25 protein-coding genes, 2 tRNA genes and 1 other RNA gene are annotated in these 24,633 nt (G+C 67.6%); 17 read left to right on the top strand and 11 right to left on the bottom strand.

Features of this window, described 5'->3' with window-relative positions:
* The first annotated feature begins 39 nt into the window (after positions 1-39).
* The 3 genes from ACSFA8_RS01685 to htpX all read left to right on the top strand — a co-directional run bounded on the left by ACSFA8_RS01685 (position 40) and on the right by htpX (position 2,550).
* The gene (locus ACSFA8_RS01685) at positions 40-825 is read left to right on the top strand and encodes an NYN domain-containing protein (RefSeq protein WP_435477791.1); all 786 of its coding nucleotides are present in this window, start codon (positions 40-42) and stop codon (positions 823-825) included.
* Between the two features lie 4 nt (positions 826-829).
* Positions 830-1,585 (top strand): DUF3025 domain-containing protein, encoded by a 756-nt coding sequence (locus tag ACSFA8_RS01690; protein WP_435477792.1) that lies wholly within the window; start codon positions 830-832, stop codon positions 1,583-1,585.
* A gap of 95 nt (positions 1,586-1,680) precedes the next feature.
* On the top strand, positions 1,681-2,550 hold the full coding sequence (gene htpX, locus ACSFA8_RS01695) for a protease HtpX (RefSeq protein ID WP_435477793.1): 870 nt from the start codon (positions 1,681-1,683) through the stop codon (positions 2,548-2,550).
* Positions 2,551-2,678: 128 nt separating this feature from the next.
* On the opposite strand, the gene ACSFA8_RS01700 is transcribed toward htpX, so the two are convergent.
* Positions 2,679-4,307, bottom strand: a complete 1,629-nt coding sequence (locus ACSFA8_RS01700; protein WP_435477794.1) for an NAD(P)/FAD-dependent oxidoreductase — start codon at positions 4,305-4,307, stop codon at positions 2,679-2,681.
* Between the two features lie 317 nt (positions 4,308-4,624).
* Entirely contained in the window at positions 4,625-5,554 is a 930-nt protein-coding gene (gene cysK / locus ACSFA8_RS01705; protein WP_435477795.1) for a cysteine synthase A, read from the bottom strand.
* A gap of 63 nt (positions 5,555-5,617) precedes the next feature.
* Between cysK and rnpB the strand changes: the two genes are divergently transcribed.
* Positions 5,618-5,959, top strand: an RNA gene (rnpB, locus tag ACSFA8_RS01710) — RNase P RNA component class A.
* A gap of 5 nt (positions 5,960-5,964) precedes the next feature.
* On the opposite strand, the gene ACSFA8_RS01715 is transcribed toward rnpB, so the two are convergent.
* Genes ACSFA8_RS01715 through ACSFA8_RS01735 form a run of 5 tightly spaced genes read right to left on the bottom strand, consistent with a single transcriptional unit; the run spans position 5,965 to position 11,550 of the window.
* A complete protein-coding gene (locus ACSFA8_RS01715) occupies positions 5,965-7,116 on the bottom strand; it encodes a M48 family metallopeptidase (protein WP_435477796.1) in 1,152 nt (383 codons plus the stop codon).
* A 4-nt stretch (positions 7,117-7,120) separates the two neighbouring features.
* Positions 7,121-8,449: a YjgN family protein gene (locus ACSFA8_RS01720; protein ID WP_435477797.1), complete on the bottom strand. Its 1,329-nt coding sequence runs from the start codon at positions 8,447-8,449 to the stop codon at positions 7,121-7,123.
* 50 nt (positions 8,450-8,499) lie between these two features.
* A complete protein-coding gene (locus tag ACSFA8_RS01725; RefSeq protein WP_435477798.1) occupies positions 8,500-9,147 on the bottom strand; it encodes a Pr6Pr family membrane protein in 648 nt (215 codons plus the stop codon).
* Positions 9,140-9,874 (bottom strand): RNA pseudouridine synthase, encoded by a 735-nt coding sequence (locus tag ACSFA8_RS01730; protein WP_435477799.1) that lies wholly within the window; start codon positions 9,872-9,874, stop codon positions 9,140-9,142. Before ACSFA8_RS01730 ends, ACSFA8_RS01725 begins: the two co-directional genes overlap by 8 nt.
* Positions 9,875-9,882: 8 nt before the next feature.
* On the bottom strand, positions 9,883-11,550 hold the full coding sequence (locus ACSFA8_RS01735; protein WP_435477800.1) for an MBL fold metallo-hydrolase: 1,668 nt from the start codon (positions 11,548-11,550) through the stop codon (positions 9,883-9,885).
* Between the two features lie 91 nt (positions 11,551-11,641).
* On the opposite strand from ACSFA8_RS01735, the gene ACSFA8_RS01740 reads away from it, so the two are divergent.
* Together ACSFA8_RS01740 and ACSFA8_RS01745 are read left to right on the top strand one after the other, a co-directional pair.
* On the top strand, positions 11,642-12,028 hold the full coding sequence (locus tag ACSFA8_RS01740; RefSeq protein WP_435477801.1) for a VOC family protein: 387 nt from the start codon (positions 11,642-11,644) through the stop codon (positions 12,026-12,028).
* Positions 12,025-12,522, top strand: coding sequence for a nucleoside deaminase (locus tag ACSFA8_RS01745; RefSeq protein ID WP_435477802.1), 498 nt, complete (start codon positions 12,025-12,027; stop codon positions 12,520-12,522). The genes ACSFA8_RS01740 and ACSFA8_RS01745 overlap by 4 nt, the downstream gene beginning before the upstream one ends.
* Before the next feature lie 216 nt (positions 12,523-12,738).
* Here ACSFA8_RS01745 and ACSFA8_RS01750 read toward each other — a convergent pair.
* The 3 genes from ACSFA8_RS01750 to ACSFA8_RS01760 all read right to left on the bottom strand — a co-directional run bounded on the left by ACSFA8_RS01750 (position 12,739) and on the right by ACSFA8_RS01760 (position 13,143).
* Positions 12,739-12,812 (bottom strand) — tRNA-His (locus ACSFA8_RS01750).
* Between the two features lie 30 nt (positions 12,813-12,842).
* Positions 12,843-13,034 (bottom strand): short-chain dehydrogenase, encoded by a 192-nt coding sequence (locus ACSFA8_RS01755; protein ID WP_435477803.1) that lies wholly within the window; start codon positions 13,032-13,034, stop codon positions 12,843-12,845.
* A 32-nt stretch (positions 13,035-13,066) separates the two neighbouring features.
* Positions 13,067-13,143, bottom strand: a tRNA-Arg gene (locus ACSFA8_RS01760).
* A gap of 567 nt (positions 13,144-13,710) precedes the next feature.
* Here ACSFA8_RS01760 and ACSFA8_RS01765 point away from each other — a divergent pair.
* Complete coding sequence (locus ACSFA8_RS01765) at positions 13,711-14,076, top strand: hypothetical protein (protein WP_435477804.1); 366 nt, start codon at positions 13,711-13,713, stop codon at positions 14,074-14,076.
* On the opposite strand, the gene ACSFA8_RS01770 is transcribed toward ACSFA8_RS01765, so the two are convergent.
* Positions 14,060-14,374: a hypothetical protein gene (locus tag ACSFA8_RS01770; protein WP_435477805.1), complete on the bottom strand. Its 315-nt coding sequence runs from the start codon at positions 14,372-14,374 to the stop codon at positions 14,060-14,062. The genes ACSFA8_RS01765 and ACSFA8_RS01770 overlap by 17 nt on opposite strands.
* A gap of 116 nt (positions 14,375-14,490) precedes the next feature.
* Here ACSFA8_RS01770 and ACSFA8_RS01775 point away from each other — a divergent pair, with 116 nt between their 5' ends.
* The 10 genes from ACSFA8_RS01775 to ACSFA8_RS01820 all read left to right on the top strand — a co-directional run bounded on the left by ACSFA8_RS01775 (position 14,491) and on the right by ACSFA8_RS01820 (position 24,628).
* Positions 14,491-15,117, top strand: coding sequence for a 2-hydroxychromene-2-carboxylate isomerase (locus tag ACSFA8_RS01775; protein WP_435477806.1), 627 nt, complete (start codon positions 14,491-14,493; stop codon positions 15,115-15,117).
* Positions 15,118-15,138: 21 nt separating this feature from the next.
* The gene (locus tag ACSFA8_RS01780) at positions 15,139-16,395 is read left to right on the top strand and encodes a hypothetical protein (RefSeq protein WP_435477807.1); all 1,257 of its coding nucleotides are present in this window, start codon (positions 15,139-15,141) and stop codon (positions 16,393-16,395) included.
* A 53-nt stretch (positions 16,396-16,448) separates the two neighbouring features.
* Positions 16,449-17,324 (top strand): diaminopimelate epimerase, encoded by an 876-nt coding sequence (gene dapF, locus ACSFA8_RS01785; protein ID WP_435477808.1) that lies wholly within the window; start codon positions 16,449-16,451, stop codon positions 17,322-17,324.
* A complete protein-coding gene (locus tag ACSFA8_RS01790; RefSeq protein ID WP_435477809.1) occupies positions 17,321-18,013 on the top strand; it encodes a DUF484 family protein in 693 nt (230 codons plus the stop codon). Before dapF ends, ACSFA8_RS01790 begins: the two co-directional genes overlap by 4 nt.
* On the top strand, positions 18,010-18,633 hold the full coding sequence (locus tag ACSFA8_RS01795; RefSeq protein ID WP_435477810.1) for a YdcF family protein: 624 nt from the start codon (positions 18,010-18,012) through the stop codon (positions 18,631-18,633). Before ACSFA8_RS01790 ends, ACSFA8_RS01795 begins: the two co-directional genes overlap by 4 nt.
* On the top strand, positions 18,620-19,588 hold the full coding sequence (locus ACSFA8_RS01800; RefSeq protein WP_435477811.1) for a tyrosine recombinase XerC: 969 nt from the start codon (positions 18,620-18,622) through the stop codon (positions 19,586-19,588). The genes ACSFA8_RS01795 and ACSFA8_RS01800 overlap by 14 nt, the downstream gene beginning before the upstream one ends.
* A complete protein-coding gene (locus tag ACSFA8_RS01805; RefSeq protein ID WP_435477812.1) occupies positions 19,585-20,787 on the top strand; it encodes a class I SAM-dependent rRNA methyltransferase in 1,203 nt (400 codons plus the stop codon). Before ACSFA8_RS01800 ends, ACSFA8_RS01805 begins: the two co-directional genes overlap by 4 nt.
* Before the next feature lie 73 nt (positions 20,788-20,860).
* Complete coding sequence (locus tag ACSFA8_RS01810; protein WP_435477813.1) at positions 20,861-21,913, top strand: CobW family GTP-binding protein; 1,053 nt, start codon at positions 20,861-20,863, stop codon at positions 21,911-21,913.
* 260 nt (positions 21,914-22,173) lie between these two features.
* Positions 22,174-23,025, top strand: coding sequence for an RNA polymerase-binding protein DksA (gene dksA, locus ACSFA8_RS01815; RefSeq protein ID WP_435477814.1), 852 nt, complete (start codon positions 22,174-22,176; stop codon positions 23,023-23,025).
* 10 nt (positions 23,026-23,035) lie between these two features.
* Positions 23,036-24,628: an STAS domain-containing protein gene (locus ACSFA8_RS01820; protein ID WP_435477815.1), complete on the top strand. Its 1,593-nt coding sequence runs from the start codon at positions 23,036-23,038 to the stop codon at positions 24,626-24,628.
* Positions 24,629-24,633: the final 5 nt, after the last annotated feature.

Consider the following 24,633-nt stretch of genomic DNA (forward strand, 5'->3'; position numbering starts at 1 on the left):
CACCGCATTTGTAGACCGACTGCTCGACCTCGGGTGACTATGAAGAACGAAATTGCGCTCCTTATTGATGCAGACAACATCTCCGGCCAGTTTGCCGATGAGATGGTCAAGTATTTGCGGAAGACAGGCGCAGCATTGTTGGTGCGCCGGGCCTACGGCGGACACGAAAAGCTCGGCGCGATGAAAGACGTTTTGCGAAAACATGCGGTTCGAGCGTTTGTCAATCTTGGAAAGGGGACAACAGACGTCGCATTGACCGTAGATGCGATGGATCTCCTTCGTGACGAAGCGTTGCCTTTGACCGTGGCCATTGCATCGAGTGACGCCGACTTCGCAGCGCTTGCCGTACGACTTCGGGAAGCTGGCATTCGCGTTCAGTGTTTCGCGCACCGCTTGGCGGCGGATGCGGATGCGCTACGTCGCGTATATGACCAAGTTCTCTTCGATGACGAAGTGGCTGTCGCTGGCAGCCCGATTGCTGCTGGTTCGCCCGTGACGCAGCCTCCGCTGTCACCGATGCCTGCAGTGGCGCCGGTTGCGCGGCCACCTGTGGCTGTACCTATTGCCGCGCTAGTACTGACATCCGAGCCGATTTCGGAAGACGTGGACGCGGTACGCCGGATTCTTGCGGCGTTGCCGGAGTGGCGACCTGATACGGTGAAGCAGTTGAATCAACTTGGAACACCACTCAGTGCCAAGAACATCAAGACGGGAAATAAACCATTGCACGAGATGTTTCGCAAGCATCCGACGTATTTCAAGGTCTTGCCCACTACAGGGTCTCCAAAACAAGTCAAGTTGCTGAAGAAGCCAGCCAAGCCGTAGACCCATGCAAGTTCAGACGCCGGACTGGGCTCCAATTGACTGGGTCATGCCTTGGTTCGACTCATACCGGGAAATCGGACAGCGCGTCGAATTTGTCGCCAGAAGCAATCCCGTAGCGTCTGCTTTGAAATTCGAGCGCGGGCAGGGTCACCCGGGCTTTGCTTCACACCATCACTTGCCGCCCGGCGAAGCCTACGAAGCCTTCATCCACCGCACCGGCACCGTCCCCACCCGCGACAACCTGCACGACTTCTTCAATGGACTGGTGTGGCTGCGCTTTCCGCAGGCCAAGCGTCGGCTCAACGCGTTGCAGGCGGCGGAGATCGCCCGCGTCGGCATCGGCGCCACGCGCGGCCCGCTGCGCGATGCGCTCACGCTGTTCGACGAGAACGGCGCCGTGCTCGATGCGCCGCCGGCGCTCTGGCAGGCGCTGATCGCGCGCGACTGGCAGCGGCTTTTCGTCACCGAGCGTTCGCTGTGGCAGCAGGCGCGCCTGCTGGTTTTCGGCCATGCGCTGCTGGAGAAGCTGATTGCGCCGAGGAAAGCGGCCACTGCGCATGTCCTGCTGGCGCCGGACGCTGCGAAATCGATCGCCGCCGACGACGCAGCGATCACCGCCGCGCTCGATGCTGCCCATCTTTCGACCAAGCCTTTTGTGACCCTTCCCGTTCTCGGCATACCCGGCTGGTGGGCCGCCAACCAGAACTTTTGCTTTTATGATGACTCGGACGTTTTTCGGCCGCGCCGATCCACTGAGTAGAACAACAACCCACACGGTTGCGCGTCGAAGCACAGCTTGAAGGGGGCCATCCGGCCCCCAACTGCGCGCCAACGTTTCCCCACGGAGAAATCAACTTGAAACGCATTCTTCTGTTTGTCCTGACCAACGTCATGGTAGTGGCGGTGCTCGGCGTCGTCGCCAGCCTGCTTGGCGTCAACCGCTTTCTCACGGCCAACGGCCTCAACCTCACGGCGCTGCTCGGCTTTGCGCTGGTGATGGGTTTCGGCGGTGCGATCATCTCGCTCCTGATCAGCAAGCCGATGGCCAAGTGGACGGCCGGGCTGCGCATGATCGACAACCCCCAGACGCCCGACGAAGCCTGGATCGTGCAGACCGTGCGCAACTTCGCCGACAAGGCCGGCATCGGCATGCCCGAAGTCGGCATCTTCGAGGGCGAGCCCAACGCCTTCGCCACCGGCGCGTTCAAGAACTCGTCGCTGGTGGCGGTGTCCACCGGCCTGTTGCAGGGCATGACGCGCGAAGAGGTTGAAGCCGTGATCGGCCACGAGGTCGCGCACATCTCGAATGGCGACATGGTCACGATGGCGCTGATCCAGGGCGTGATGAACACCTTCGTGGTGTTCCTCTCGCGCGTGATCGGCTACGCGGTCGATTCCTTCCTGCGCCGCGGCGACGACCGCTCGTCGGGCCCAGGCATCGGCTACATGGTGACGACCATCGTGCTCGACATCGTGCTCGGCTTCGCCGCCGCCATCGTGGTGGCCTGGTTCTCGCGCCAGCGGGAGTTCCGTGCCGATGCCGGCGCCGCGCAGCTCATGGGCCGCAAGCAGCCCATGATGAATGCGCTGGCCCGCCTCGGCGGTCTGCCTGCCGGCGAACTGCCCAAGGCCGTGGAAGCGATGGGCATCACCGGCGCGGTCGGCAAGCTGTTCGCCACCCATCCGCCGATCGAAGAACGCATCGCCGCACTGCAGCAAAGCTAACCCCCAGTCTTCGCGCACTTCGTGTCGCTGCGCCAACCCCCTTGCAGGGGGCAACACCAGCGGCCCGGCAAAGCCGGTTCCGCGGTGTTTCACGAACGAGAAAGCCGCCGCCTGGCGGCTTTCTTTTTTCAGGTCGCTTCGGCGAGCAGGCCGCGCGCCACCGCCTCCGCCACCTTGATGCCATCGACACCCGCCGAGAGGATGCCGCCCGCGTAGCTCGCGCCTTCGCCGGCAGGGTAGAGCCCGCGCACGTTGAGGCTTTGAAGATCTTCGCCGCGCGTGATCTTGATGGGCGACGAGGTGCGTGTTTCAACACCCGTGAGCACCGCGTCGTGCAGGTCGAAGCCCTTGATCTTGCGACCAAAGGCCGGAAAGGCCTCGCGCATCGCCTCGATGGCGTAGCCGGGCAGGGCCTGGTGCAGGTCGCCCGGCGTCACGCCGGGCTTGTACGAGGGCTCGACGCTGCCGAGCGCGGTGGAGGGCCTGTCCGCGATGAAGTCGCCGACCAGCTGACCCGGCGCGCGGTAGTCGCTGCCGCCGAGCACGAAGGCGTTGGATTCGAGTTCGCGTTGCAACGCGATGCCTGCCAGCGCATCGCCGGGAAAGTCGGTCGGGTCGATCCCCACCACGATGCCTGCGTTGGCGTTGCGCTCGTTGCGCGAGTACTGGCTCATGCCGTTGGTGACCACACGGCCCGGCTCGCTGGTGGCCGCGACCACGGTGCCGCCGGGGCACATGCAGAAGCTGTAGACCGAGCGGCCGTTGCTCGCGTGGTGCACCAGCTTGTAGTCGGCCGCACCGAGCAGTGGGTGTCCCGCATGGCGACCCCAGCGTGCGCGATCGATCAGGCCCTGCGGGTGCTCGACGCGAAAGCCGATCGAAAACGGCTTGGCCTCGATGTGCACGCCGCGCGCATGCAGCATCTCGAAGGTGTCGCGCGCGCTGTGGCCGAGCGCCATCACCGCGTGGTCGCAGCGCAGTTCGCTGGTGGCGCCGGTGGCCTGGTCGAGCACGGTCAATCCCCGCAGATGGCCGTCTTCGATCCGCACGTCGGTCACGCGCTGCTCGAAGCGCACTTCGCCGCCGAGTGCGATGATTTCTGCGCGCATCGTCTCGACCACCTTCACCAGTTTGAAGGTGCCGATGTGCGGGTGCGCGACGTAGAGAATCTCGGGCGGTGCGCCGGCCTTGACGAACTCTTCCATCACCTTGCGGCCGAGAAAGCGCGGATCCTTGATCTGGCTGTAGAGCTTGCCGTCCGAGAACGTGCCGGCGCCGCCCTCGCCGAACTGCACGTTGCTTTCAGGGTTGAGCACGTTCTTGCGCCACAGGCGCCAGGTGTCCTTGGTGCGCTGCCGCACGGTCTTGCCGCGCTCCAGCACGATCGGCCTGAAGCCCATCTGCGCCAGCAGCAGCGCCGCGAAGATGCCGCAGGGGCCGAAGCCGACCACCACGGGCCGCACCGGCAGGCTGGCGGGTGCCTGCGCCGGGAGCCGGTAGGCCATGTCGGGTGTCGGCGTCACGCGTGGGTTGCCGGCCAGCTTGGCGAACACTACGGCTTCGCGGCCGGGGTCTGCCAGCGTGACATCGACGATGTAGACCTGCAGCAGGTCGACCTTGCGCGCATCGAAGCTGCGCTTGTGCACATGGATGTGGGCGACGGCGTCTGCTTCGACGCCGAGCAGGCCCTGCACCGCGCGCGGCAGCGCATCGGAAGGCGGATCCAGCGGGAGTTTGATTTCGGAGAGGCGAATCATCGTGCGGCTCGTGGTTATCAAGCAAGGTGCGAATCTTAGGCCAGGCAGCGTGCCCCACCGCCCTGATCCGGGAAGCGGCGTGACCGTCTCGCGCTGAGCACCACGAGCGTGTCCAGGCCGATGGCGGCGGGTGGCCCCTGCAGCGAAATAAAGGAGGAGGCCGCAGGCCGGGGGACATTCGCGGAAGGGGTCACCCACCGCCGTCGGCCTACCCTGAACGAACCCCGAAACGTCAAGCACGAAGCGCGGGCGCGATGCCTGCCGCCAAAGGCCAGGGTTCTTTATCTTTGAACGCGACCCGGTATGAGGCCCGCCCGTCAGGCCGGCAGCGCCGGCAGGAAGCCGTCCACCGACAGGTAGCGCTCGCCTGTGTCGTAGTTGAAGCCCAGCACCACCGCGTCGGCCGGCAATTCGGGCAGCTTCTGCGCGATGGCGGCGAGCGTGGCGCCGGACGAGATGCCGACCAGCATGCCCTCTTCGACCGCGCAACGGCGTGCCATCTCGCGCGCCGGCTCGGCGTCGACCTGGATCACGCCGTCGAGCAGGCTCACGTCGAGGTTCTTCGGAATGAAGCCGGCGCCGATGCCCTGGATCGGGTGCGGCGACGGCGCGCCGCCCGAGATCACCGGCGAGGCCACCGGCTCGACCGCGAACACCTTGAGCTTGGGCCATTTCGCCTTGAGCACTTTCGCGCAGCCGGTGATGTGGCCGCCGGTGCCCACGCCCGTGATCAGCACGTCAATGCCATCGGGAAAGTCGGCCGCGATCTCTTCGGCCGTGGTGCGCACGTGCACGTCGATGTTGGCCGGGTTGTTGAACTGCTGCGGCATCCACGAATTGGGCGTGGTTGCGACGAGTTCTTCCGCCCGCGCGATCGAGGCCTTCATGCCGCCGGCACGTGGCGTCAGGTCGAAGGTTGCACCGTAGGCCAGCATCAGGCGGCGGCGCTCGAGCGACATGCTGTCGGGCATTACCAGCACCAGCTTGTAGCCCTTGACCGCCGCGACCATCGCGAGGCCGATGCCGGTGTTGCCGGAGGTCGGCTCGACGATGGTGCCGCCGGGCTTGAGCGCGCCCGATTTCTCGGCGTCTTCGATCATCGACAGGGCGATGCGATCCTTGATCGAGCCGCCCGGGTTCGCGCGCTCGGATTTGATCCAGACCTGCTGTTTCGCAGCGCCGAACAGGCGCTGGATGCGGATGTGCGGCGTGTTGCCGATGGTCTCTAGGATGTTCTGGGCTTTCATGGGAGGGTCTCCTGGCATCATCAAAACAGTGGATCGCCATTGTGGCGAGATAATCCGTTCCGTGAAGCACGCCAGACCGCCGCTGGTGCAAGTCTCGAAAGAGCGCACTGGAGGAACGTCCGGACTGCACAGGACAGCGCAGGAGTTAACGACTCTCCACCGTGAGGTGAGGATCAGAGCAACAGAGACGAGTCGGCAAAGGGGCAACCCGGCGCCGGGTGAAACGGGCAATCTCTGCGCGCAGCAACACCAAGTAGGCCAGTATCGAGGTGGTTCCGCTGAGCTGGCGGGTAGGTGGCATCGAGCCGTCCGGGTGACCGGCGGCCCAGATTAATGGCGGTCACGTGGGCGCAACCGCAAGGAAGCGTCCACGCACAGAATCCGGCTTATCGGCGGGCTTCACACTTTTTTTACCGGGGCGCGGTGCAACCCTGCAGCTGCCCCGATTTCATGCGCTGGGCGCGCTCGGCCGTGGCCGGGTGGCTGCTGAGCAGGTTGGCCAGCGCGGACGAAGTGGATGACGGCGGCGTGGCTTTCGGCTTGTCGTCTTTCCCCTTTTTGCTTTCTTTTTCTTCTTCCGGCCCGTCGATCGCCAGCAGCAGGTCGGCCATTGGCGCCAGCGGGCGCTGCGCCTTGCGCATCAGTGCCACGGCGAAGCAGTCGGCCTCGGCCTCGTGGTTGCGCTGGTAGGCCAGGCCGGTCAGCAGCGTGCTGCCGGTGGCGACGATGCTCGACACATCGCCCATCGCCAGGCCCAGCCCGACGTTGAGCACACCCTGTTCGACCACCAGCCGGGTCGTGTGCCGGTGCACCACGTGGCCCATCTCGTGGGCCAGCACGCCCACTAGGGCATCGTCGCCGAGGCCGCGTTTGCGCGCGGCCTCGACCAGGCCGTCGGTGACGACCATCGCGCCGCCCGGCAATGCGAAGGCGTTGGCACCCATGCCCGAGCGGAACGCCAGCGTCATGGTCGGCGCATAGCCCGGGTAGCGCGCGAACTCCGGGCCCATCTGCCGCACCAGGCTGTCGAACGCCGCGCGCAGCTCGGCCTGGCGTTCGGGCGCGAGCTTGCTCGGCTTCAGGTAGCTCGCGTCGAGTTCCTGCATCGCCTCGGCCGACAGCTGCTGCTCCCAGCCCAGAGGCACGTGCCGCGCCAACTGCGCCGCGGCCCAGGGCGTGCCCCAGCGGTAGAAGGCCCAGAGGCCGAGCACCGCGACGACCAGCACCGTCGCGAACACGCGCCAGTGCGTCTGCATGCGCTGCGCGAGGCCCGGCCGCCCGCCGGCCGCTTCGAGTGCGGCATGCCATTGCGCGCCATCGTCGATTTCGAGGCTGCCGCCGCTGCGCAGGTCGACCACCACCGTGCGCTGGGCGCGCCGCGGATTCCATGCCTCGGGCCAGCCGATTTCACCGTGCGCGAACACGCGGGGGGCTGCCCCGCCGGCGGCCAGCGGGTGCAGATGGAGCGCAGGGCCACGCGGGCCGGGCACGAGGCCCACGAGCACGGGCTGCGCCTGGCTGCTCAGCCCATCGAACCAGCGCGCACGCAGCAGGGGCTCCATGCCGTCAGCTGATCAGGTCGAAGCCGACCGCGTCGCCGATCGCATCGCCGAAGCCGTCCTGCTGTTGCTGGCTCAGCCGGCCCACCAGCGGCTCCAGTCCGCCGCGCAGGTGCAGCGTGACCGACTCGCTCTTCATGTGGTACTCGTTGATGCGTGCGAACGGCCGGTAGAAACCCAGCGTCAGCACGCTGAAGATCGAATTGCGCACGCGCCGCCAGACGAAGGCGCCGGTGCCCAGCCCGGTGCGAAAGCGCGCGATGTCGCTCACGCCGATGTTGTTCCACATCAGCTGGAACATGCGGGCCTCGCGGTAGGCCAGCGCAGGCGTGGCCGCGAGGAAGAATGCGAGGAAGCCGCCGAACAGCAGCGCCATCACGAGCACGATGGCCATCATGCCCATCGGGCGCGAGCCCGACAGCAGGGCCAGCCCGCCGAACAACACGACCAGCAGCGCCACCACGCCGATGATCAGCGCCACCGAGAGCACGAACACGGCCACGCTCGCGAGCCAGATCCGCACGAAGTCGCGGTACACCGGCTTCCAGCGGCCGGCCTGCGAGCCGATCAGCGTGCGGCGCACCAGAAGGCTCTTGTAGTTGTATTCCAGGCGGATGAGGCACAGCAGGCTCAGCACCACGCCCAGCAGCCCGAGGCCCCACATCGCGGGGGTAACGACCGGGAACTTGGGCAGCTTCGCGTCGTCCCCGTCATCTGCCATGGACGACGTGTCTTCTTCGTCTTCCTGCTGCGCGCCGACATCGGGCGCGGCCTGGGCTTGCGCGACCAGCGTCGATGCCCCGGCGGGTGCGGGCGCGGGCGGCGTCATGCGGTCGAGGGCAAAGCCCAGCGCCAGCCAGAGCGCCGCCAGCGCAAACACCGGCCAACTCGCCTGGTAAACCTCGGCCCAGCTGGCCTGGAACTGCAGCCGCAGCCCGCGCCAGCGCGTGTGGCCGAGCCGGAAGCGCATCGCGCTGCCCCAGAGCCAGGGCGCCAGCGCCGCGCCGACCACCAGCATCGCTGCCACGGCCGTGTCCTGGCCGGTGTTCGACGCCAGCTCGAAAGCGACGTAGAGCGCGGCAAACAGCAGGAAGCCGATCACCATGCGCCGCAGCGGCGCGGTGAACTCGAACGGGCTGTCGGCCAGCTCGGTGTGGCCGTAGAAGTACTGCACGGTGCGGCGCCGCGCCCAGGGCGTATAGAGCCCGAGCGTGACGATGGTCAGCAGCACGTTGACCATCCAGACGCCGAAATACTCGCCGCCGTCGCCCGAAAAGCGCACGGCATGTTGTTCGATGGGCGGGCGCGGCTGTGCGACCGGCGTGTCGTCGTTCATGAAAAATTCCCTCCTGCGCGGGAGTCTACCGGCCTGCTCCGACCGCCGGATCAGGGCCGGGGCTTGACCCGGCCCACCACTATCAGCAGCAGCGCGATTGCCGAATAGCCGGCCAGGATGCCCACTGCGTTGAGCGCCACACGCCCCGGGCCGAGCGTGGCGACGTCGACGAAGGGATAGGGGTAGACGCCCCAGATCGCACCGCGCACCATCGCATAGACGAGGTAACCCAGCGGGTAGGCCCACCACCACGGCAGGTCGCGCCAGCGCAGCGCGCGCGCGGGCACGGCCTGCCACCACCAGAGCAGAAACAGCAACGGCATCACGTAGTGCAGCAGCACGTCCGCCAGCCACAGCAGGCCCTGCGGCGCCCAGATGTGGCGCAGCACGAAGAAATAGACCAGGCCGACAACGGTGATCGAGGTCGCGACTGCCGTCGTCACTCCGGGCCGGCGCCAGAGCTGCCAGAAGGCGGCGCAGGAGCGCGTCCACGCGGCGCTGAGCACCACCGCCACCAGCACGTTGGTCAGCACCGTGAAGTAGCCGAAGTACATGAACACGCCCCAACCAGTCGAGCGCGCGTTGCCGAGCGCGAGCTGGATCGACAGCACGAGCTGCAGCGCCAGCGCGAGCCAGCCCACCAGCGCGCCGACGCCGGCGAGTGCGCTGCGCCCGGGCGTGAGCCTCAGGTCAGACACGTTCGTTCGGTGCCATGAACCGCCACTCGCCCGGCGCGAGGCCGGCCAGCGGCAGCCGGCCCACGCGAATGCGCTTCATCGCCACGATGCGCAGCCCGGCCATGTCGCACATCTGCGCGATCTGGCCCGGCCAGCTGCCCTTGACTGCGAAGCGCAGCCCGGTCACCCCGTCGGCCTCGCGGCCGATGCTGACCTTGGCCGGCAGCATTGCGCGACCGTCGATCACCGGTGACTGGTTGAGCCGGTGCAGCGCGCGCGGATCGACCGGGCCGGCCACGTCGACCATCACTTCGTTTTCGATCAGCCCGGCGTCTTCCACCAGCTTGCGTTCGACGCGCAGTTCCTGCGTGAACACCAGCAACCCGCTGGCGCCGGTTTCGAGCGGGGTGAAGCAGTGCTGCCCGGCAAAGTGGCGCTGCAGCGGCGGCCGCTGCGAGCGGTCGCTTTCGCTGTGCTGCGCCATCACCAGCAGCTTCGGCAGCGGTGCGTCGAAGGCGATGCCGGCCGGCTTGTGCAACAGCAGCGTCACCGGCTCCACGGCGCTCGGCCGCGCGCCGGTCTCGATCTCCACCTGCTGCGCGTCGCGCACGCGGTGCGCCGGCACTTCGACCACGCGGCCGTCGACGCGCACGGCGCCGCTCTCGATCAGCAGTTCGGCCTCGCGGCGCGAACAAACGGCCAGCGCCGCCACGCGTTTGGCCAGGCGGATACCTTCTTCGTCAGTCATGGGTCGATTCATATTCGGGTCAGCAGCCGGATGCGGTCGACATGGGCTTCGAGCGAGCGTGCCGCCACCGGCCACATGCGCGAGGGCACGTCGTCGTAGGCCAGCTCCAGCCATTCCTCGGGCGTGCCGTCGGGCAACTGGCGCATCACGGCGGCGATCTTGGCCTCGCGCTTCATGCGGTGCGCCTTGAGCCGCGCGATCGCCGCCCGCGCCTGGCCCAGCACATAGCCATGCGCCGGCAGGATGAACTCGACACCGTGCGTCACGCAGGCCTCGTCGAGCAGATCCAGCGAGTGGAGGTAGGTGGTCATGTTGCCGTCGGGCGGGTCGACCACGGTGGTGCTGCCGTTCAGCACATGGTCGCCGGTGAACAGCAGGCCGTCTTCCTCGAGCAGCAGGCAGAGGTGGTTGGCGGCATGGCCTGGCGTGTGGATCACGCGCAGCGTGTGCGTGGCACTCACTACCGAATCGGCCTGCTGCGCCCGCCCTGTCAGCGTGATGCGCTCCTGATTTTGCAGCGCCCGGTCGGGCGTGAAGCGCGCCGAGGCCCGTGCGGTGGGCGCCGAGGGCAGGCCCAGGATCGGCGGCCGCTGCCGGCACAGTGCCTGCAGCGGCAGCGCGCCCGGCGCATGGTCGGCATGCGAGTGGGTGCAGACGATCGCACGGATGTCGCCCTGCGTCAGGCGCCAGAGCCGGCCGATGTGGTCGAAGTCGTTCGGCCCCGGGTCGATCACGATGTAGCCGGTGGAAGCATCGCCCACGATCCAGGTGTTGGTGCCCGGCCCGGTCATCGCGCTCGGGTTGTTCGCCGTGAGGCGCTGAACATTCTTGAGCAGCCTGACCGGCTCCTGACACTGCCAGTCGAGCGGATGCAGGATCTGGCCGTCGGGGCAGACCAGCGCGAGCTCGCCGTAGGGCGCCTCGTGCTCCATGTAGCGCGCTTCCTTGCCGCCGAGCAACCCGGCGCGCGGGCAGCTCGTCCACAGCGGCTGCTCACGCGCGCAGACGGCAAGCACCGCGTCGACGCTGTCGAAAGCGGCGAGCCGCTCGAGCGTGCGCACGGTCGGGAAAAGCATGACGAAGCGCTTTTGTGCGAAACGCGCCAGCGCATCGGCCGGGCGCACCCAGCAGGGCTCGAACTGCTCGGTTTCGTCCGCCACCGGCACTTGATCCTCGGGCATGCGCGCCACCAGAAAGGGCACGTCGAAGCGTTTCGGCAGGTCGCGGTCGGTCATCCAGTGCGCGAGCGTGAACACCTGGTCGCTCGCCAGCCGCAGCCCGCGCACCGCGCACTGGGCGGCCAGCGACATGGCCGGCGGCGTGCTGCGGTCCATCGCCGCCACCTCGGCGCCGCTGACCATGCGCCCACCGGGATGGCGCGCCAGCAGCACGCCCACTTCCTCGAAGCTCTCGCGGATCGCGGCGATCGACTGGGTCAGCTGCAGGCGGCTCTGGGTGCGGCGCCGCGTGGCAATGGGGCGGGCCTCGATATCGCTGTCGTCGATGCGCCCGCCCGGGAACACATAGGCGCCCGGCGCAAAGCTGGCGTGTTCGGAGCGCCGGGTCATCAGCACTTCGATGCCGTCGGCTGTATCGCGCAACAGCAACACCGTCGCGGCCGGCAGCAGCGGTGCCGGGTCACGATGGGGGTGGAGTTGTTGGCCGGGGCGAACCATCGCGCCATTATCGGGAGTGCAGGGGGATGCGGCGCACGCCACAATGACTGACCGCCAACGTCGGCATCGATTCAACATGGAAGCGGCAAACATGCTGAGCAAGAGCAAAGCCTTCAGTGGCTTTTCGGTGGACGACATGTCCGTGGCTCTCGCCTTCTACGGCGAGACGCTCGGGCTCGACGTGGCCGAGTCCGACGGCCTGATGACGCTGCACCTGGGTGGCGGCACCGACGTGCTGGTGTATGCCAAGCCCGACCACACCCCGGCCAGCTTCACCATCCTCAACTTTCCGGTGAAGAGCGTGGATCAGGCGGTGACCGAACTCAAGCGCCGCGGCGTGCGCTTCGAGGTGTACGACGTGCCTGGGGGGGTGAAGACCGACGCCAACGGCATCTCGCGCGATCCGGGCGGGCCGGTGATCGCCTGGTTCCGCGACCCGGCCGGCAACATCCTTTCGGTGCTGGAGGGCATGGGATGACGATGTACCGCGACGAATTCATGCAGCGTGCCCTGGCCCTGTCTGCGCAGGCGCTCAACACGCCCGGCACCGAACCCTTCGGCGCCGTCGTTGTGAAGGATGGCGCCATCGTGGGCGAGGGTTTCAACCATTCGGTGGCGCATGTCGACCCGACCTCGCACGGCGAGATCGAGGCGATCCGCGATGCCTGCCGCAATCTGAAGACGGTCGACCTCGCCGGCTGCACGCTCTACACCTCGTGCGAGCCCTGCGCGCTGTGCGCGGCAGCGATGCACATCGCGGGCATCGGCCAGCTCTACTACGCGGCTTCGATGGTGCAGTCGGGCGCCGCATTCGAAGGTGTGCCGGTCGCGGCGCGCCACCCCATTGACGTGGAGGCGCTGCGCGCCGAAGCCGGCGCCCCGTTCGGCGCGCGTGCGCTGCCGGCGGAACAACGGTGTGATGCCGAAGCCGTCGAGATCCTGCGCGCCTGGGCCGCTGCACGCAGGGGTTAGGACGGCTCAACACGCAACCGGCGGCGCGGATTGCGTGTTTCCTGGGCTACCTGGCGGCCAAGCTGACGCCATGATGGCGGTGCGCGCGTTGCGTCAGGCGAGTGCAATGCGAAAGCGCAGCTCCGGTGTCCCGCCGAGCGAGCGCGGCTTGACGAATTCCGCAACCAGTACGCCACCATTGGCAGCGATCACGCGCTGCGAGGCGATGTTGTCCGGTGGGTTGCACGAACGGAATCGAACCGTCGTCAGCGGGACCACAACCCGCGGCTCTGCCATTGAGCTACGCACAACATGATGAAACTGAAAACGGCGCCTGCTGTTCACCACTCACCCAGCGCGCGCACGCGCTGGTCGAGATCCAGCCGGTCGAGCGCGTCGCGGCGGATGCGGGGCTCGTCCTTCGGCAAGGTGTGCGACAGCAGCCGCACCAGCGCAGACACCATGCGGCTGCGCGCAGGCGGTGCCGGCAGCACGGCGATCGTGCGGATCGGGGTCTGACGGCGCTTGCGCATGGTGGCTCCTGTGGTGAAGGTAAAGAAAAACGTGGCCCCACGTGCACGACTCGAACGTGCAACCCCTTGCTTCGTAGGCAAGTGCTCTGATCCATTGAGCTAACGCGGGAAAGAGGAAAAAAATGTCCGGTTACGGGTTCCGGCGCCGCCCAATCTTTGCGGCCGGTTTCCGCGGGAGAACCATCTGCATGGCCCTGTCCCGCTCGGTTTGTGGCTTCCTTTTCATTTCGGTTGTGTCCTCACGCGACCGGTCGCACGCCAATCCGGCGCGCGGCCTCGTGATGCATCGCTGCACAAGGGGGATCAGTCCCTGCACATCCGGCCAGACCGTCCACGCGGCTGAACCTGGCGGTGGGTGAAGGCACACCCGAAATGAAAAGAACAAAAAAACAAAAGGCCCGGCACCTTGCGGTGTCCGGGCCTCTGAAAACAGAGAGGGGAGGTGGCGCTGTTCTTTTTTTGTTAAGCGCTGACTCCGCCCGGTGCGGCATGCACGAACGTCCGGCCCGATGCGGGTCGGACGCTGGTGAGGTGCAGTGCGTTGGTTTTCACGATGGGCTCGGTGATGGTTGTTCAGGGTGCGGATGAGTCCGCGAGTGGATGAACTGTAAATAGTCTTTACGACTGCGTCAACGCCCCCGACAATACTTTTTCGCTTCGTTGTTGTTTTCGAACAGTGCCTCCCAACACCACCGTCACGCGCCGCCGCAATGCCCTGTTGCTGCATCGCCGTTTTCTCGAACAGGCGATCGCCGCCGGGCTGCCGGCCAAGGGCCTCGACCAGGCCTTTGCGCAGAAGCTCGAGGTGTCGCCCAGCATGTGGAGCCAGATCAAGAGCTCGCGCCCGATCGGCGACACGCTGGCCCGGCAGATCGAGCGTCACTGCGAGGTCGAGGCCGGCTGGCTCGATCGTGCCGAACTCGTGGCCGACGTGCCCGATGCGGCCGAAGAACGCTTCGTGGCCGCGGCGCGGCAGGCCTGGCGCGCGGCCAATGCCAAGGGCAAGCACGAACTGTCGCGCTGGCTCAACGCTTTGCCTTGAGCCGTTCGATCTGGGCCAGCTGCAGCTGGAAGGCATCGAGCGCGCGTTGTTCGTCGGGCTGCAGTGCGTCGAGCTTCACGTGCTTCAGCAGCACCGCGAGCGCGTCGCCGATCTGGCCGAGCTGCCGGCCGTAGGTACCGACGTCGTCGAGGATCTGCTGCTCCAGCACGGGGTCGGCCGACTTCCCCATGTTGATGTTGATCAGCCCGAACTGTCCGCCCACGGATTTGACGAACCAGGTCCACGGGTTGATCGACTGCGTGACGTCGCCCGAGAGGGGAAGCATGAGATTTGGCATGGCGTCGATTGTGCGAATCCATGCGCGTTTCGCCGATTGGTCGTTCGGCCTATACCGGCGTTGCAAAAGGCCAGCGGCCGTATCGCCGACGCGCGCTGCGGGTAACAATGCGCGCCATGATCGTGCTCGACTGCTACTACAGCCTTTCGTCGCCCTGGGCCTACCTCGGTGGCCCGCAGTTGCAGGACATCGTGCGCCGCCACCACGTCAAGCTGGTGCTGAAGCCTTACGACTTTCAGGTCGTGGCGGCGCAGACCGGCGGCATTCCGCTCAAGTCCCGGCCCGAGCCGCGCCGCAGCTACCACGCGCTGGAACTGGCGCGCTGGCGCGAGCACCTCGGCATGCCGCTGAACCTGGCGCCCGCGCACTACCCCAAGGGTGAGGCGAGCGACCCCAACTGGAACAAGTACCCGGGCTGGATGGTGATTGCCGCGCAGTTGCAGGGGCACGACGCGCAGGTGCTGTCGCATGCGCTGCTGCGCGCGCTGTGGGCGGAAGAGCGCGATACCGCCGACGCGGCCGTGCGCATCGCCGTGGCCGACGAGAACGGCTACGACGGCGCGGCGCTGCAGGCGCTCGAACAGGCCGCCGAAACGCTCGCGACCTACCGCGCCAACAGCGCGCAGGCGGTCGAGCACGGCGTGTTCGGCGCGCCGACCTATGTGCTGAACGGCGAACGCTTCTGGGGCCAGGATCGGCTGGCCTTTCTGGATCGGGCGCTCGACAGGCTGCGCGCCGGCTGAAGCAGGCCGGCAGCGAATCGCATGACTGCGTCTCCGGGCCCGTCGCCGTATCTGGGTTGGTGGGTCGGGCTGGTGCACGCGCTGCTGGCACTTTCGTGGACGCTGTATGTGCTTTTCCTGCCGGGCCTCGTCGCCAGCGTGGGGCTGCCGCGCACCAGCGTGATCTGGATCCTCGTGCTGGACCAGGCGCTGTTCGCGGTGAGCGACTGGGGCTCGGCCGTCTTCGCCGATCGCATTGCCGGCATGTGGCGAAGGCTCGGTGCCGGAATCGCAATCGCTTCGGTTTTATCGGCACTGCTGTTCGCGGCCATGCCGTGGGTGGCCGGGCCCGATGGCTCTGTTCGGCTGATCGCATTCATTGCGGGCTGGGCCATCGTGACGTCGTTCCTGCGGGCGCCGGTGCTGTCGCTGCTGGGGCGCATCGGCAACGCGACGCGCCAGGGTTGGGCGGTCGGGGTCACGCTGGGGCTGGTGGCCATGGCGGGTGCCGCCGGGCCCGCGCTCACCGAGTGGCTGCGCCAACGCGACCCGTTCTGGCCCTTCGCGGTGGCCTCCGCGGGCATCGCGCTGGCCGGCCTGGTCGCGGTACGCGCCGATGCCTGGCCCCTGCCGCACCGAGACACCGTGCCCGGCGATGCCCGGCGCGGCCCGATCGTGCTGATGGCGGCCGTGCTGCTGTTGGCGGGCCTCGGCTTCCAGTGGCACACGGCCTTGCTCGCGGCCGCTTCGCCGATGCCTTGGGCGCGCTCGTTGTGGGTGCCGCTGTTCTGGGGCGGCTTCGCGCTCGGGCTGCTGATCTCGATGCAGTTGGTGGCGTCGCCATTCCGCATGCGCGGCGGGGCGCTCGCACTCTGGGCCGGCGCGCTGGCCGCGCCGATCGCGGTGCACACCGGCATCCAGGTTTTCTTTCTGGCGGCGCAGCTGATCGCCGGGGCGGCGTGGGGCATGGCGTTGCACACCGGCCTGGGCGTGGCGCTGGCGCGCAGTCCCGCACAGCGGCTGGCCTCCCCGGTCGGGCTGGTGTTCTCGGCACTGGCCGTTGCGGCGCTGTGCCGCGTGTTGATCGTGGCCTTGAAACTGCAAACCTGGCCGGGCTGGAGCGCGTTGCCCTGCGTGGCCTGGCTGATCGCAGGCCTCGGGTTCTGGTTGCATCCCTGGCGCAGCACGCCGGGCACGCAGGGCGGCTCGTCCCCGGCGGGGCTGCAGCGTGCCGAAGCGCTGCCGGTGCTTCAGCCATCGGATCCGGCGGCCGGCAGGGCGGAGCCGCGCCAGACGTGAGCGTGCACAGGCTCTGCGGTGGGCGCGTCCGAAGCGCAGCAGATAATCCCCGCATGCGAATCCGCTTCACCAAGATGCAAGGGGCCGGCAATGACTTCGTCGTGCTGGACGAAACGCGCGGCTCGCTCGCGCTGACGCCCGCGCAATACCGCTTTCTGGGGGATCGCCACTTCGGCGTGGGCGCCGACCAGATCCTCACCGTGCGGCCCTCGCCGGCACCGGGCATCGACTTCCAGTACGTGATCCACAACTCGGACGGCGGCGAGGTCGAGCAGTGCGGCAACGGCGCGCGCTGCTTCATGCGCTTCGTGCGCGAGCAGGGCCTGACCACCAAGGACGCGGTGCGCGTGCAGACCCTGTCGGGTGTGATCGAGCCGCGCATGGGCGCCGACGGGCGCGTCACGGTCGACATGGGCGCGCCGGTCTTCGAGCCGGCGCAGGTGCCTTTCGACGCTGCGGGGCTCACCCCGCAACCTGAAGGGGCGTGGCACACATGGCACCTGGCGCTTTCCACACGGGCCGAGGGCGCCATCATTTCCGTTGCGGTGCTCTCGATGGGCAATCCGCACGCGGTGCAGGTGGTCGATAACGTCGACACTGCCCCGGTGGCCCTTCAAGGCCCGCTGATCGAGCACCATCCCCGCTTTCCGCAGCGCGTCAACGCCGGCTTCATGCAGGTGGTGAGCCGCTCGCAGATCAGGCTGCGCGTGTTCGAGCGCGGCGCCGGCGAAACGCTGGCCTGCGGCACCGGCGCCTGCGCCGCGGTGGTGGCGGGCATCCGGCTCGGCCTGCTCGATGCACGCGTCGACGTCGACACGCACGGCGGCCGCCTCACCATCGAGTGGGCCGGTATCGGCCAGCCGGTGCTGATGACCGGCCCGGCCGTCACCGTATTCGAGGGCGACATCGAGGTACCGGAGCAGCCATGAAATCCATCCACGCAGCAGACGCCATGAACCCGATCACCGAAGACGACATCGCCAACTACCTGTCGAACACGCCCGACTTCTTCGAGCGCCATGCGCAGTTGCTGGCGCAGGTGCAGCTCACCAGCCCGCACGGCAACCGGGCCGTGAGCCTGCAGGAGCGCCAAGCCGAAATGCTGCGCGAGAAGATCAAGGCGCTCGAGCATCGCCTGATGGACATGGTGCGCCATGGCACCGAAAACGTCGTCACGGCCGACCGGCTGCAGCGCTGGACGCGCGGCCTGCTCACCACGCGCGACCCGCGCGGCCTGCCCTGGCAGATCGCGGCCGACCTGCAGGCGCTGTTCCTGGTGCCGCAGATCGCCATCAAGGTCTGGGACTGCGACGAGACCTACGCGAGCGAAGGCTATGCCCAGTGGGTCAGCGATGACGTGAAGGCGCTGGCCACCTCGCTGACCGCGCCGTACTGCGGCCTCAATGCCGGTTTCGAGGCGGCCAACTGGCTCGGCGACGTGCGCGCCGCAATCTCCATCGCCCTGATTCCGTTGCGCGCCGAGCCCGAGGCGCCGGCCTTCGGCTTGCTGGTGCTGGCGTCGCCCGATGCGGCGCGCTTCAACACCGACATGGGCACCGACTTTCTAGAGCGCATCGCTGAGCTGGCGTCGGCCGCGCTCTCGCGGCTGCGGCCTTGAGGCGACGCCTGCGGCGCTGGCTGCGGCCGCTGTTGGCCGTATTTGTTGTCCTGCTGCTGGGCTATGCCGCCATCTGGGCCACGGTCTGGCAGCACGCGCGTGCGCTGCTGGCCCAACCGCCGACGCGCACCGCCGAGGTGGCGCTGGTGCTCGGCAATCGCGCCTGGCTGCGCGGCAAACCCAACCCCTGCCTGACCGGGCGCGTCGACACCGCCGTGGCGCTGGCGCAATCCGGCACGGTGCAGCGCCTGCTGATGTCGGGCGGTGTCGACCGGGAAGACGGCCGCATCGAGGCCGAGGTGATGGAGCGCCACGCGCGCCGGATCGGCTACGCCGGGCCTGTGCAGCTCGAGGCGGTGTCGTCGTCGACGCGGCAGAACCTGTCGATGTCGCGCGCGCTGTTGCAGGCGGCCGGGGTGCGTAGCGTCGTGGTGGTGTCGGAGCCCTATCACCTGTGGCGCGTCGAGCGGCTGGCGCGCGCCAGCGGCTTCGACCGCGAGTTCGACGTGCAGTACGCCGCCGCGCCGAGTTCGTGCTGGCGCCGCTGGGGCATGGTGTTCAAGGGCGCGCTTCGCGAGCCGCTCGCGATCGTCAACAATGGCCTGAATGGCTACTTCTGAACGCAGCGACGGGCTGATCGACAAATACCTCGAGCATGTGCGGGTCGAGCGCCGCCTGGCGGCGCGCACGGTCGAGCTGTATGCAATCCACCTCGGCACGCTGACCGAAAAGGCGGCCGCCGCGAACCTGCCACTCGAGCAGGTGCAAACAGCCCATGTGCGGCGCTGGATGGCGCAATTGCACAGCGCCGGCCGCGAATCACGCGGCATCGCACTGGTGCTCTCGTGCTGGCGCAGCTTCTACCGCTGGCTCGGCAACGAGGGCCTGATCGGCAGCAACCCGGTGCAGGACGTGCACGCCCCCAAGGCGGATCGGCCGCTGCCTAAGGCGCTGGCGGTCGACGACGCGGTGCGGTTGGCCGAACACCGCGACCCCGATGCCGACCCGTGGACCGAGGCGCGCGACCGCGCGGTCGTCGAACTCCTGTACGGCTGCGGCCTGCGTGTAAGCGAGCTGGTCGGGCTCGACGTGCAGGCCAGCCCGACCGCGCGTGGCTGGGTCGACCTGGCGTCCGGTGAAGCGCAGGTGCTCGGCAAGGGCAACAAGCGCCGCAGCGTGCCGGTGGGCGCCAAGGCGGCCGAGGCGTTGCAGGCCTGGCTGGCGGTGCGGGGCGGCTGCCCGGCGTTGCCGGCTGCGCTGCAGCGCGATCCGGCCGGTGCAGTGGCGTTGTTCATCGGCCGCACTGGCACGCGCTGGACGGCGCAGGCGGTCTGGAAGCAGTTGCGCCAGCGCAGCCTCAAGGCCGGCATGGCGGCGCCGGTGCATCCGCACATGCTGCGGCATTCGTTCGCCAGCCACCTGCTGCAGTCCAGCAGCGACCTGCGCGCGGTGCAGGAGCTGCTGGGCCACGCCAACATCACGACCACGCAGGTCTACACCCGGCTGGATTTCCAGCATCTGGCCAAGGCGTACGACGCGGCCCATCCGCGCGCCAAGGCCAAGGAAGACAAATGAAAGCACTGCGGCTGCGGCCGGGCAAGGAGCGCTCGCTGTTGCGCCGCCATCCCTGGATCTTCGAGTCCGCCATCGCGAAGGGTGGCGCCGACCCGGGCGAAACCGTGCGCGTCGAGTCACACGAAGGCCGCTTCCTGGCCTGGGCCGCGTTCAGCCCGGTCTCGAAGATCCGCGCGCGGGCCTGGAGCTTCGACGAGACGCAGCGCATCGATGCTTCGTTTTTGACGGCGCGCTGCGCCCGTGCAGTGGGCGCCAGAGGCCTTTTCGACATCCAGAGCGACGGCCTGCGGCTGATCCACGGCGAGGCCGACGGGTTGCCGGGCCTGATCGTCGACCGCTACGGCGACACGCTGGTGGCGCAGTTCCTGTCGGCCGGCGTCGAGCGCTGGAAGCCGCAACTGGCCGACGCGCTGCTCGCGGCAACCGGCCTGGCCCAACTCTACGAGCGCTCGGACGCGAGCGGGCGCGAGCGCGAAGGGCTCAAGCCGGTCACCGGCTGGCTGCGCGGGGAGGGCGCCACCGAACGCACCGTCCGCGAGCACGACTGGCAGCTCACGCTCGACATCGCGACCGGCCACAAGACCGGTTTTTACCTCGACCAGCGCGACAGCCGGCAGCGCTTTGCCGAGATCGCGAAGCACCGCAGGTTCCGGCGCGTGCTCAACTGCTTCTGCTACACCGGTGGCTTCACCGTGGCGGCGCTGGCCGGGCTGCGCGCGGCCGGCGCGCTGGAGGGCGCCGAGATGATCTCGGTCGATTCGTCGCTGCCGGCCTTGCAGCGGGCCGAGGCCCATGTGGCGCTGAACGGCTTCGGCGCAGCGAACAGCCAGTACCTGGACGCCGACGTCAATGCCACGTTGCGCCGCTTCATCGCAGAGGGCAAGACATTCGACGCGATCGTGCTCGACCCGCCCAAGTTCGCGCCCACCGTTGCCCATGCGGAACGCGCGGCCCGGGCCTACAAGGACATCAACCGCCTGGCGCTGCAATTGCTGGTACCGGGCGGCGTGCTGCTGACCTTCAGTTGCTCGGGCGGCATTGGTGCCGACCTGTTCCACAAGATCGTGGCCTCGGCCGGCATCGATGCAGGGGTCGACGGTTACATCAGCGAACGGCTGGGCGCCGCGCCGGATCACCCGATGACGATCGAATTCCCGGAAGGGGAGTACCTGAAAGGCCTCGTGGTCGTGCGCAAGTAATGTCGCCCCGACGAAGGACTCTCTCGAAGGCCTAAACTTCCCGCCCTTCCCCGTTTTCCCTCCGGAGCATTCCATGGCCCTGATTCCTGCCACCATCCTCACCGGTTTTCTCGGCTCCGGCAAAACCACGCTGCTCAAGCGCATCCTGACCGAGGCGCATGGCCAGAAAATCGCCGTGATCGAGAACGAGTTCGGCGAAGAAAACATCGACAGCGACATCCTCGTGACCGAGTCCAAGGAGCAGATCGTGCAGATGAGCAACGGCTGCATCTGCTGCACCATCCGCGAAGACCTGCGCGAAGCGCTGCAGACGCTGGCCGCGAAGAAGCGCAAGGGCCTGCTCGACTTCGACCGCGTGGTGATCGAAACCACCGGCCTGGCCGACCCGGGTCCGGTGGCGCAGACCTTCTTCATGGACGACGAGATCGCCGAAAGCTACCTGCTCGACTCGATCCTGACGCTGGTCGACGCCAAGCACGCGCCGCAGCAGCTCAACGACCGGCAGGAAGCGCGCCGCCAGGTCGGTTTTGCCGACCAGATCTTCATCAGCAAGAGCGATCTGGTCGCGGCCGAAGAAACCGAGGCGCTGATCCACCGCCTTAAGCACATGAACCCGCGCGCCCCGCAGCAGAAGGTGCATTTCGGCGAAGTGCCGCTGAAAGACGTGTTCGACCTGCGCGGCTTCAACCTGAACGCCAAGCTCGACATAGACCCGGACTTCCTCAAGGAAGACGATCACGACCACCACGACCATGACCACGCGCCTGGGGAGCAATGCGACCACCCCTCCCACGCGAACGAGGGGCACGGCCACCACCATCACCATGACGACGACGTCAAGAGCTTCGTCTACCGCTCGGATCGCGCCTTCGATCCGGCCCGGCTGGAAGACTTTTTGGGTGCCATCGTCAACATCTACGGCCCGCGCATGCTGCGCTACAAAGGCGTGCTGCACATGAAGGGCACCGAGCGCAAGGTCATTTTCCAGGGCGTGCACCAGCTGATGGGGAGCGACCTGGGCCCCGAATGGGGCAAGGACGAAGCGCGTCAGAGCCGCATGGTGTTCATCGGCATCGAGCTGCCGCGCGAGATTCTCGAGCAGGGTCTGGACCAGTGCCTGGTTTGAGTTGCTGAGCGCGCAAGTCGAACTTCTCTATACAATCGCGCGCCTGTTCCGGGGCCATACCCCCTCGCCGAGGCGAGAGGTGTGACTTTCGGCACATAAGAGCGCGCGTTCGTGGCCTGCATTCGGGGGTATAACCCCCGTGGGTCGCCATAGGCGAGCATGCTGAACAACGGGAACCCGCGTGGCTTTGGCCCGAGGTTCCCCCGGGGAGGAGACATCCTGTGAAAGCGCGTTCGAGCCCGTCCAAGGAGCCAGTCACCGTGAAGAAACCCGCCGCCAAGGCCCTGCCCGCCAAACCGGCCGTCAAGAAGACGGCCGTCAAGCAGGCTGCGCCGGCCGCGAAAAAGGTTTCAGCCGCGAAGACCGGCGCCTCGAAACCCATCACTGCCAAAACGGCAAAACCGGCCGGCCGTCCTGCCGCCCCTCCTGCACCTGCCCCCACCTCCATGAAAAAAACGGCTGCCGCCTCCTCTTCCGCCCCGGCGACACCCGCCACCCCGACGCCGGCGCCCGCGCCTGCACGGGGCGGGCGCGTCTCCCGGCTCTCGCAACTGACCGTGCCTTCGATGGCCCAGTCGGTGGCCTCCACCGCCGCCAAGTCCAGCTTCACCCAGATTGCTTCGACCGCGCTGGTGCCGCCGCCGCACGTGGCCGTCAAGAAAGACGCCAAGCTCGCCAACAACTGGAAGACCAAGACGGCCGACCAGCTGACCGACGCCGAAGTTGTGGCGATGCCCGATGCCGAGTACATGAACGACAAGCAGATGGCGTTCTTCCGGCTCAAGCTGGTTCAGCTCAAGCTCGGCATCCTCGAAAATGCCGGCGAAACCACCGAACACCTGCGTGAAGACACCGTGGTGGTGCCCGATCCGGCCGACCGCGCCACTATCGAGGAAGAGCACGCGCTGGAGTTGCGCACGCGCGACCGCGAGCGCAAGCTGCTCAAGAAGATCGAGCAGTCGATTCAGCGCATCGATGCCGGCGACTACGGCTATTGCGACGAAACCGGCGAGCCGATCGGCGTCGGCCGCCTGCTGGCCCGCCCGACCGCCACGCTTTCGCTCGAAGCGCAGCAGCGCCGCGAGCTCAAGCAGAAGATGTTCGGCGACTAGCAGCAAGCACATGGCCAAAGAGGAGCCCGGTCGCCTGCTGTCCAAGGTGGCGAAGTTCGTCCGCAATCCGCTCAAGGACTGGGCGGAGCTGGACGAACAGGACGCCGGCGCGGCCGACACCGGCTACAGCCGGGAGATGCTCAAGGAGATGATCGAGCGGCGCCAGCGCAACGATTTCGTGCGCCGCCGCGAGTTCGACATGCTGCGCAAACTGCGCCAGCGCGAGGCAGCAGGCGCACGCGACGCAAACGCCCAGCCTTCTTCATTCAACATCAACAGCACCGGCAAGACCGAGGGCCGCGCGCTCACGCTCAAGAAGATCGACGAGATCGAAGAGCAGATGTCGCAGCAGTGGTGGAAAGGCCGCCCCCAGGGCGAAAACGCCGACGGCGGGCCGCCGCTGACCCCGGAGGCGCTGGCAGCCCAGCAGGCGCGGGCCTATGCCGACACCGAGCCCGGCGTACCGCCACCGCCTGCCGAGCAGCCCAGTGGCGCCGGCGCGCTGCACCCCTCGCGGCTCATGATCGACGGCAGCCTGGAAGAGGCTGCAATCCGTTTCGCGCACGGCGACGACGCGGGCGCCGAGGCCATCCTGCTGCAGACGCTGGGGCCCGATGGTGCGCAGGCCGACCACAACGACACCTGGCGCGGATTGCTCGACCTCTACCGCGCCACGGGAGACGCCGAGAAATTCGTGCAGGCGAGTACCCGCTATGCCCAGCGCCTCAAGCGGCCCGGGCCCGAATGGATCTCGCTGCGCGTGCTGGCGCGCGATGTACAGGCGGCCGGTGTGGCGAGCCGCAGCGGGCAAACCGGCGTTTCGTCGGAGCCGGCCGACTGGTTCAGCCCGCACCAGCTGACGCGCGATTCCCTGTCGGGTCTGACCCGGGCGCTGGGCGGCGCGGGCGCGGTGTGGACGCTCGATTGGCGCGTGCTGTCCAGCATCGATGCCGATGCGGCGGCTCCGCTGCGCGCCCTTTTCGAGCACTGGGCAGCGTCGCCGGTTCAACTGCGCTTCGCTGGCGCCGATCGGTTGCTGGGGGTGCTTGCCGCGGCCACGCCGAGCCACGACCGCCGCACCGACCCGGTCTGGTGGCAGTTGCGGATGGCCGTGCTGCGCGTGCTGCACGACGCCGACGAGTTCGAGCTGGCCGCGCTCAACTACTGCATTGCCTACGAGGTGTCGCCACCGCCCTGGGAAGATCCTGTCGGCAGTTACACCGATGTGGGTGCGTCACGCGCGGAAAAGTCGGCATCATCGGGCTTTTCGATGGATTCCGCCGGGCAAGGGCCCTCGGCCCAGTCGACGCCCACCAACGCGGCGGCCGGGCATGCCTTGCTGGCGGGCGAACTCAGCGGTGAATGCCACGCCATCTGGCACCAGCTCGATGCCGAGCTGATGGACGCAGCCACGCCGACCATTTCGTGCGCGGCGCTGGTGCGGATCGACTTCGCCGCCGCCGGCACCCTGCTCAACTGGGTCATGGCGCGTGCGGCACGCGACCAGCGCGTCGAATTCGTCGATGCCCACCGCATGATCGCGGCTTTCTTCAAGGTGATCGGCATCGCCGATCACGCCGGCGTCGCTGTTCGAAGCAATTGATCGGG

Source organism: Variovorax nitratireducens (genome assembly GCF_051216545.1).
Classification (GTDB): Bacteria; Pseudomonadota; Gammaproteobacteria; order Burkholderiales; family Burkholderiaceae_C; genus Variovorax.